We start from the raw sequence: 591 nt of genomic DNA on the forward strand, positions 1-591 counted from the left end.
TGAGGTCTTTCAGGTTGGCCACCGATCGAGTGACAGGCGCCGTGGCCACAACGCACAAGGCTCCCGCGCCGTTGAGGGAGGTGTTCGAAGTCTCAACCCATCGGCGCAGGAGCCCTGTTGGTCCCTCATCCTGCCGCACTCGACCTGCCCCATGCGCTCATCGAGTGGCTCACGATGCTCATCGTCACCCGCGAGGGTGACCGCCGCTGCAAACTCCCGCCGCACCAGCGTGCCCTGGTCGCTCTGGTGTACCTGCGCAAGCACGAGCCGCTCGCGCAGATCGCCGCGGGTTTCGGCATCTCGGTCGGCACCGCCCACGCCTACACCACCGTGGTCATCAATCTCCTGGCCGCCCGCGCGCCCGGTCTGCTGCGCGCGCTGCGCGAGGCAGACCCCAAGTTTCGTCCTGCTCGACGGCACCCTGGCCGAGTGCGACCGCCTCGGCGACGGCCGCGCCGACTACTCGGCCAAGCACCGCCGGCACGGGGTGAACGTGCAGGTGGTCACGGATCCACACGGCGAGGTGCTGTGGTTGTCGCCGGCCCTGCCGGGGCGCTGCCATGATCTGACCGTGGCCCGTGCCCATCGGAT

The 591-nt window shown here is 69.2% G+C and carries 1 pseudogene; it reads left to right on the forward strand.

Going from position 1 to position 591, the window contains the following annotated elements:
• Positions 1 to 117: 117 nt before the first annotated feature.
• Positions 118 to 591 (forward strand): annotated as a pseudogene (locus ADK57_RS47000) (transposase family protein); the annotation flags it as partial.

The sequence above is a fragment of the Streptomyces sp. MMG1533 genome (genome assembly GCF_001279775.1).
In the GTDB taxonomy this organism is placed as follows: Bacteria; Actinomycetota; Actinomycetes; order Streptomycetales; family Streptomycetaceae; genus Streptomyces.